This is a genomic window from Bacteroidota bacterium, assembly GCA_034723125.1.
Lineage (GTDB): Bacteria > Bacteroidota > Bacteroidia > CAILMK01 > JAAYUY01 > JAYEOP01.
On the sequence record JAYEOP010000402.1, the window covers coordinates 2,571 to 9,994 of the forward strand.

Here is a 7,424-nt window from a genome sequence, read left to right on the forward strand (position 1 = left end):
AAACATAATTACAAAATCAAATATAACAATAAGTTAAACAAAATGGAATTCTATTAATAAAATTGCTTCTATGTTGGATTAAAAAAGATTATTGAGTGTATTTTAAGAATTAAATAATACCAAAACCTATTACTCCCATATATAAAATTCAGTTACTTGAGTTTGATTTCCCCCATAGTTGCTATCTCGGCAACGTTCATAAGGTAACATTGAATTTCCTTTATAATGAAATTCAACTGTAGTTAAAACATTAGCATATTCAAACTGTTGGTATTTTACCATTCTGTCTAAATCATCATAAAAATGATAGTAGTGATATCTATCATTGTCACAATGAGCTTCAACTATTCTGCCTTTTTTATCTCTACCAATTTGTACATAACCAGATATATTACGTTTTGCGTAAATGCCTATTAAATTGCCATTATTGTCTAATTTATAGCAATTACCTCCCATACAAAACTCATTATTATCAATGCTACAGCTCGAAACGTTGTTCCCCAAATCAGTTCTAAATAATTGGTAATCGAATGAATAAATAAACTTGCCGGAGTAGAAAAAATATTTGGAATGAAAGTAGTCATCCCTCCCTGATCGTTTTGGAATCACATTTCTTTTCCCTACAGTTCGTTTTTGAATCAAATTACCATTTTCGTCATAAAAATATAATTCGGTTCTCTCCCTTCCATTATCCTCTTTTGAAATATGAGATGTAATATTTGCATTATCATCATATTTATAAAACTCAGAATTTTTTAAACTACCATTTTCTGAATAGTAATAACGATTTACAAATTGACCTTCCTCATTAAACTCATTTTTTTCTGACCTAAGAAATGATTTTGTTCCATTATGATGAAACTGATAAGTTTTAATTTCTAATGTTTTTGGCTTATCATTTATGTTATTTATAGCTAATATATCCTGAATCTTGGGTGCTTCCCTAAAATCTCTTATCGTATTTATTGTTGAATAATAGTCAAATTTTTTGTAAATAAACTCAGGTTGTTTAAGTTCCTTAACAAAAGAAAATTCCGGAATTAAGGAACAAATTGGAATGGCTTCATCAATTGGTAGAAACAACATGAATGACTTGCCATTGTATATTTTACTACTATAGGTAAAAGGCTGAAATTTTATAATCAACCCCCAATTATACCAAAGGAAATCTGCGTCTTTCAGGTTTATTCTTTCACATATATCTTTACATACTTCACCGATGGAGTCTGCACTCTCTACATCAAACATATTCTTATCTTCTTCAAGTAACTCAATATCACTATAATCCAACTTAGAAGTAGTTAAAGAATATATTTCATTTAAAGATGATGAAAGTTTATTTTGTATCTCATTTTGCATGGAAGGATTTAAACTAATTTTCCAAGCTTTAATTTTAGCAGAGCTGAGATTAGCTGTATAGTATTTTGATACAAGAATCTTTGTATTATGGCGGTTGTAAGCACTGCTGTTATCAATCTGAAACTCATATTTAATTTCAAACAAAAGTTTATCTTCAAAAACTGAAATTACTTTACAATCAATACGCATTAATTGAGAATATAAATTTGCAGGATAACGATTTCTGTTACCTAAGTTATTGTTACTACTTTTCAATTCATTATAAACACTAATTCTTTGCTTAACCTCATTATAGATTTTTAAATATGTATTCTCATTTTTCAATGCTAATTTGGCTAAAGCTTTAACTTCTTTGTTTATTGATTTTTCAATTTGTGTTTTTGCATTTTTAAATTGGAAGCAATTAACTCTAATGGTGTTTTTGATAAAGTCCTGCTCAGATAAAACCTCATCATAAGAACTTGTTATTTCATAAGTTTTATTAGAGAAAAAATTATAAACACCTTGAGCATTTACAGTTATACTTGTAATAAGTAAGCCTATCAAAAATAGTATGATATAAAATTTTTTCATCTTTTTCATTTATTCTGTAAAGAAATTTATGTTTAAAATCTGCTCATCTTTATTGTAATCGAATTTTAAACGAGAAAATCCTTTTTTAAGCAATTCAAGTTTTAGTTCATCTTTACTTATCTGAATTGTTTTCCCACCAACTAAAACTTCATAGGTGCCATCATTTAGTTTTTTACTTTTAATCTGTATTATTCCTGTAACATATTTCCCCCCTGCCAAAATGTTTTTACTTGAAGCTTTAATTATATATTCAACATCGTTTTTAGAATGGATAAAACTTAAATCTGCCTGATTTATCCATATCCCAAAGAAGTTGTTCGTTTCTGTTTCACTTAGTCCAAGTTTTAAAACCTCTTGCCGATAAGACGAATTTGTCGGATTTTCAAATACGATTGGTCTTGCATCTTTTATATCAATAGTCAGGTAGTTTTTTATTAATCCGGCTACAAAGCAGGGATTTGAGTTTGGCTCAGAAGATCGATTAGATATTACTACTTCTTCAACGTAGCCGGAATTTGATTTTGACTCCAATTCTATACTAAATTCCTCAGAATATCGGAATTCAATACTTTTAACATCAAAAAATGCTGTAAAGTTTTTATAATTGTTATCTAAACTTTCAAGAGGTCCTTTTAAGAACTCAATAGAAATTCGCTTAGGCTTTAATGTAAGTGATGTCCTATTTACGTTTTTACTTGAATAACTAACTGATGCATCAACAAACCCAAGGTAACCTTTTATTCGGCAAGGATTTAGTGTTAATTTCAATTGTTCATCAGCAGGAATATTTACAGAAAACTCCTTAAACATTGTTAAAGATAATGAGGCAAAACTTAATTCACTATTATAACTGGTGTAAAGATTCTTGTAAAAAATTGATTCATAATTTAGATCATCAACCGGCTTAATATAGTCAGGAAGATATTTTTTAAAAACGCTATATTCTATCATATATGCAAGAGTTTGCATAAACTTAACTTTGCTATAACTCAATGTGGTATCTATGCATGAGCAATGTAAAGTAGGCTGTTTTACTTCCAAATTTCCATTTTTGTAGTATTGAGAGTCAATTTTTGAGTCTGCATAAACCAACCATAATCCATTTTGTTTACCATTTATAAACTCTCCGCTTTTCTTTAAATTCCCTGATGTATCATATTCAACATAAGGTCCATTATACACTCCATCTTTGAATTGTATCCGATATTGCAAAGTACCGGAAGCAAAATAACCTACTCTTGTACTATCATGTTTGTGGTTAAAATAAAACTCTTGTCTTTTAAGTTGCTTGGTTCCAAAATAATACTGACGATTGCGTGTCCACCCCGGAGAAGCTTCAAGGGCAGTTGTTTCATTATTTAAAAATCCTTTACTATCATAAGTTGCATAATATTCTTTTACTTTATCATCTATTCGTTTTATTTGTCCATTATCATAATATTCAATATTCACAATACGTTTAGCATTTTCATCGAATACTGTCTTTTTTTTAGGTATCCCAGTTGGTTTATAGGTATTTACCCATTTAAACTTTGAATTATCAAAATATTCTCCTTTATAGATTTTATTTTGTCCTGCAAATTTTTCAAGAAATTTCCCTTGAATAAATCCATTATTGAAGAATTTAAACAAGAGGGTATCCTCTTTTATTGGATCAAAAAATATAAATTTACCATTTGGTAAATCATTCGAAAAGTTCATTTCTCCAAACTTTTTTCCGGTTGCATAGTACAAAGTATAAGTTCCATTCTTAATTGTGTCAGTATAAAATTTATTTGTAATAGATTGTGTTCCAACAGATTGAGCATATTTTTTGGCTGTTTCTAAACTTGCTTGCATACTATCCGGATTGCCATGAATATCACTGTAAGTAGAAATAATTTCTCCATTATCTGCGTAGTTAATATGATTGAGTACAAATTTTTCCGGATTCTGAAAACTTAGTTTGCGTAATTTTCCTGACAAGTAGTAGTATTGTGCATGTGCAATCCGATAATAGCTTGAATATAACTTAATTGATAATAATTTTCCATTTGGAAAATAATTCAGTTTTAATATATTCTTAAAATCCAACTCAATGATTTGCCCCTTATAATAAGTTTTGCTTATTAAAATATTCCCTGCAGAATCAGCGAAATATTTGCTTAAATACTTTCCTTTCTTATCATAGTTTACCCTCCAGTTTACATAGCATGTTTTTGTTCTTCCTGATTTATCATAGTATGAATAATAATTTTTTGTGTTTTTTATTTTTCCATTTTCATGATATTCAATAGATTTACCTTGTCCTAAGCCATCAATTATAGTAGCCTTCATAGCAAGTTGACCGTTTCTATGATACTCCTTTTTTGTTCCATTCATTATGCCATTTACAAATTCAACTTCAAGTACAAGTACATTATTCTTCCATCGATATTCAGTACCATGCTTTACTGAACTATCCTTTCCATTGCTATTAATTATTTTGTAAGGGATTTCGATAAACTTATTTCCATTCGCATTCCAATAAATTTTTTTTCCTGTTAGTAAATTATCCTTGTATTCATGCCTTTCTTTTAATGTGCCATTATCATAAAATATTTCCCAAACTCCGGTTTTCTTCCCCATATCAAAACTTTCTCTCTTCTCTATGTTGCCGTTTTTATAATAGCTTAATCGTTGCCCATCAAAAACATACGTATTTACCTTATTTCCTATTTTAATTCTTTCATAAAGTATTCCTTTAATACGCAAAGCTCCATCCTGATAATACTCTTTGTATTCTCCATATTTAATATCATTTTTGTATTTATATTCAGAAACTACTTTGTTATTCCGGTATTTTGTCCATACTCCATCTTTCTTCCCTTTAGTATAATTGCCTGCTTTAGTGATGTTTCCATTGTAATCAAAATATGTAGCCTCCCCATGCAATACCGATTTTTTCTTGCCATTTTCTTTAATGATAAGATAATTTGTTCGTGATAAAAGTTTTCTACTATTTGAGTATTTTTCTTTCTTTCCTATCAGTAAGCCTTTTTTATATCTTGCTTGAATTAGCAAATCTCCATTAGTAAAATACTCAGCATATTCTCCATGCAATAAACTATCACGATAACTGGTTTTTAGGATAAGTATTTTATGCCTGTAAATTTCATAGTCACCATCTAAGAGTGAATGTTTTCGCTTTGAACTGTATTTAAATTCCTTTTTTTCTTTCAGATTACCTTGAATATCAAACAACAGATACTTGCCATGCAAATTGCCTAATTTATATTCAATTTTACTGGACAATTTTCCATCATTATAATATACTTCCTGAATACCATGTTTTATGCTATCTTTTAATCGGATTATTTCTTTTACACCACTATTAGGATAGGAAATAACATATTCAATTAAATCTCCTTTTAGTGTTTTTGTGGTATCATAATTTGACTTTGCTTTAGTATTTTGAGCATTTAGCGAATTTGATAAAAAAACAAAAACTATCAAGAATATAAAGTTTGATAAAATTGAATTAAAAGATTCATGTTTTATACTGATTATCGTTTCTAAATTACATTTTGTGCTTTGCATATATGAGGGTTCTATAAATAATTCTTTTTTATGAAACAAAGATAATAAATAAACTGCAAAGCATACAGACGGATACATACTCACTTAGTTCTTTTCGTTTGCTTCGCTTAAAAAACATACAAAATTTGAGTCCACTCTAAAAAGTAATGAGTGTAGGTTTAGAAAATCAGAAATTGCTCCATTCCCTAAAAGGAGCCCTGATTTTCAGCTACTTCTCCATTTAGGGTTATAAGTAGAAAGGAGCTGGAAATCATTTTAAGACTTTTTAGAGTGGACTCATTTATTAAAAATATATTTACTATTTTTGCCAAAAATATAAGAAATAAATCAAATGATTACAAGAATGCAAAAAACAATTATCACTTCAATTTACCTCGCCTTTATTATTTTTTCAGCATCAGCACAAGTTGATAAAAGCGATTGGAAAAACGGATATCCCGAAGGTTGCACATCAATAACCGTAGGAAAAAAAGCTTCATCAGATGGTTCGGTTATCACTTCTCATACTGATGATAGTCATAAAACACGCTCATGGATGGATATTCAAAAGGCAAAAGACCATAAAGCAGGAGCAACAACTCCAATGTTTAAAAGAGTGAGCAGTGATAAATATGCAATGCCGAAATATGACCATAAAAAAATTGGAGAAATACCAGAAGTTGAACATACTTACGGATATGTAAACACAGCTTACCCTTCCTTAAACGAAAAACAACTTGCCATTGGAGAATCAACTTTTGGTGGAAGGGAATCATTACAATCTGATAACGGACTTATTGATTGCCAAAGACTTTGTAAACTAATGCTTGAAAGATGTTCAACAGCGAGAGACGCTATTAAAACCTCCGGTGAATTATTGAAGAAATACGGATGGAATGATGCAGGCGAATGTTTAACAATTGCAGATAAAAATGAAGTGTGGCATTTGGAGATTGTAGGACCCGGCAAAGGTAGCAAAGGAGCTATTTGGGTAGCACAAAGAGTTCCTGACAATCATGTAGGAATTAATGCAAATGCAAGTACAATCAAAGAAATAGACCTTAATAATCCTGACTATTTTATGGCTTCAGAAAATATTTTTCAAGTAGCAAAAGATAGCGGTTGGTGGAATCCCGATAAAGAGACTTTTAAATTTTGCCACGTTTATGCACCCCACAGCCGAACATCCCTTGCAGCAAGACGAAGAGAATGGAGGGTTTTTGATTTGCTTGCTCCTTCTTTACATTTAGACCCCAATGATAAAGATTATCCTTTTTCTGTAAAACCGGATAATCCTGTTACTTTGGAAAAACTTGTATCCATTTTTCAAGATTATTACGAAGGAACTCCTTTTAATTTTGTGAAAGACATTAAGGTAACTGATAAAGAAGGTAAAACGGTTTTGTCTCCTCTTGCAAATCCTTTTATGCCTTACGATATGAACAAGGTTTTTAAAATAAACGGTGGTTGGGGATGGCTTGGCGAAAGAACAATTGCCAGATGGTACACAATGTATGCAACGATTATCCAATGCAGGGATTTCCTTCCTGATGAAGTTGGTGGTGTTGTTTGGCTTGCTCAGGACAATGTAGCTTCTTCGGTTTACATTCCTGTTTATTGTCAAGTTACGGATTTACCAAAATCCTATAAAACTCCGGGACGAACAAATGGCTATACCCAAGAATCAGCATGGTGGGCATTTAACAGGTTAGGAACAATTACAGCTCATAGATGGGGAGAAATGCGTTTTGATGTAAGAGAGGTTTGGGATCCAATCCAAAAAGAGCTTTTTGAGAATCAAGAAGATTTTGAGAAAAAAGCATTGAAAATAAAAGATAAGGAAAAACGTATTCAATATTTAACTGATTATACAAACAAATACGGAGAAAAAGTTGTTAAAAAAGCTTGGGAATTAGGTGATTTTCTTTGGACAAAATATGATGAAAAGTTTTAAC

3 protein-coding genes are annotated in these 7,424 nt (G+C 30.3%); 1 reads left to right on the plus strand and 2 read right to left on the minus strand.

What is annotated here, in order from left to right:
• Positions 1-129: 129 nt before the first annotated feature.
• The gene (locus U9R42_10765) at positions 130-1,932 is read right to left on the minus strand and encodes a hypothetical protein (protein ID MEA3496506.1); all 1,803 of its coding nucleotides are present in this window, start codon (positions 1,930-1,932) and stop codon (positions 130-132) included.
• A gap of 9 nt (positions 1,933-1,941) precedes the next feature.
• Positions 1,942-5,490: a hypothetical protein gene (locus tag U9R42_10770; protein ID MEA3496507.1), complete on the minus strand. Its 3,549-nt coding sequence runs from the start codon at positions 5,488-5,490 to the stop codon at positions 1,942-1,944.
• Between the two features lie 331 nt (positions 5,491-5,821).
• Between U9R42_10770 and U9R42_10775 the strand changes: the two genes are divergently transcribed.
• On the plus strand, positions 5,822-7,423 hold the full coding sequence (locus tag U9R42_10775) for a C69 family dipeptidase (protein MEA3496508.1): 1,602 nt from the start codon (positions 5,822-5,824) through the stop codon (positions 7,421-7,423).
• Position 7,424 lies beyond the last annotated feature (1 nt).

Bases quoted from the DNA above. Each gene is read 5' to 3' on its own strand.
- U9R42_10765 (MEA3496506.1), bottom strand. From the start codon at position 1,932: ATGAAAAAATTTTATATCATACTATTTTTGATAGGCTTACTTATTACA.
- U9R42_10770 (MEA3496507.1), bottom strand. From the start codon at position 5,490: ATGCAAAGCACAAAATGTAATTTAGAAACGATAATCAGTATAAAACAT.
- U9R42_10775 (MEA3496508.1), top strand. From the start codon at position 5,822: ATGATTACAAGAATGCAAAAAACAATTATCACTTCAATTTACCTCGCC.